The organism is Bacillus sp. C30 (genome assembly GCF_040838255.1).
Lineage (GTDB): Bacteria > Bacillota > Bacilli > Bacillales > Bacillaceae_G > Bacillus_A > Bacillus_A mycoides.
In genome coordinates, this window is record NZ_JBFPJH010000505.1 from 1 (window position 1) to 1878 (window position 1878).

Genomic DNA, 1878 nt, shown 5'->3' on the forward strand with positions numbered 1-1878 from the left:
GTTTTGGAATAATGGTAAAAAGTCTTTTAAACTTTTTAATAGATACATAGGAGTTTGTTTCCAAAGGTCTTCAAAGTTATCCATGATACTTTCATCAAAATAATCTGGAATACCCGAACTATGCGTTAAAAGTTGATGTACTGTAATATCTTCATTAAAGTTTGGGAATTTAATATGTAGACAATCTTTTAACTTTGTATGAAAAGTAATTACACCTCTTTCAACAAGTTGACAGATACTGATAGCAGTAAATAATTTGCATCCTGAGGCAATTCCAAATCTTGTTTGTAGTGTATTGTTTATACATTCACTTCGGTTAGCATATCCAAATGAATTTTCATAAATAATATCATCATCTTTTTTTATTAAGACTACCCCAGAAAAATCTATATTCCGATGTATTTCTTTTACAATTTTCTCTATTTGATCTTTTGTTTTTATCATAATAACCACCCTTATTTATTGGTATTGTTCTTTCCTCTTGTTATTTTTCCATATATAGGGGAAAGAAACCTCCTATTCAACCCCCTAATTTTCAAATAAAAACCAAGGGAACTATTTCGAATTTATTGATTCAGCGGAATATACCTTAGACCGCGATGGTAATAAAGTAAACACGCACAATATGATAGTAATAAGTAGCATTACCAATACTCCTACAATGACTACAAGTTGTATAGAAGTGAATTGAGTTGCAACGCCGAACAGAATCGTTATAAAAATTGTAAAAACAGCTATAACGAGCCCGTATATACTCCCGATTCGTCCCATCATATGAACCGGAACGTTATTTTGATAAAATGTGTAAAATCCCGTATTTGCATATGCCATAGAGAAAGATAAAACAAAGAATCCGATAGCAGCTATTAAAAACTCACTTGAAAAAGCATAAATCAAATATCCGATTGCAATGAATAATGATCCTATCCCAATTAGAAATGAAGGTGCTAATTTTTTTGATAAAATTGTATTTGTTATGGCTCCTAAAATAAAACCCGCTCCAGCGATACTAACTAGGAAGCCATACTCACTATCTGTTAACAATAAAACTTCTTTCGCAAATGATAGTTCAAGTGAATCTATAGCGGTAGCTAAAACCATCATTCCTTGGAATAGGAAATAAACACATCCTATATACACAGATTTTTTGCTGAAATTTAAAACTATGTTCCAATCTTTTTTTAGTACAGTTAGAGATAACTTATCACTTGATGTATTAGAATTGTATTTTTTATCAAGATCAGGTAAAAGTAATGTAATTAACCCTGATAACAGAAATGCTATAGCATTCATATATATAGCAAACTCTGGTGTACCAGTTATTAATAATATCCCCGCTACTGCTGGACCAATTAAAAATGCACCAGATCCTATTAAACTACGTAGTGAGTTGAAACGTTGTCTTTGCTCTACTGGAATTAATTTCGTCATATATGTCATAGCAGTTGGTTCATAAATCGCACTGGCCATGCTTATAAAAAATACTAAGAGATAGACAATCCAAAGGGATGGAACCAAGGGTAAAATAGCGATAAATACTGCTCGATATATATCGAGGTGAATCATTAACTTTCGTTTATTTAAACGATCTATCATACTTCCTGACCAAGCGTTTGTAAATAAAGTGGCTAATGGTTTTATCACATATAAAGTAGCGACAGCTAAGGCTGAGCCACCCATATTATAGACAAGTACATTCAGTGCGATTAAATAAATCCATGCACCTAAATTCGCAATACCAACTCCGGACAATAGTAATAAAGGATATTTCCAATCTTCAAGTAATTTTTTCACTTTAGGCACCCGCTTTCTAAATTGTTTTAAAACAATAAAAAAATCCCACCCCCAAGACTTTTAGTCTTAGGGACGAGATTTATC

The 1878-nt window shown here is 32.1% G+C and carries 2 protein-coding genes; both read right to left on the reverse strand.

Annotation, left to right across the window (positions count from 1 at the left end; genetic code table 11):
• A partial coding sequence (locus tag AB3X49_RS22280) for a serine hydrolase domain-containing protein (RefSeq protein ID WP_367964788.1) occupies positions 1-444 on the reverse strand: 444 nt, incomplete at its 3' end.
• Positions 445-555: 111 nt separating this feature from the next.
• A complete protein-coding gene (locus AB3X49_RS22285; RefSeq protein WP_367964790.1) occupies positions 556-1794 on the reverse strand; it encodes an MFS transporter in 1239 nt (412 codons plus the stop codon).
• Positions 1795-1878: the final 84 nt, after the last annotated feature.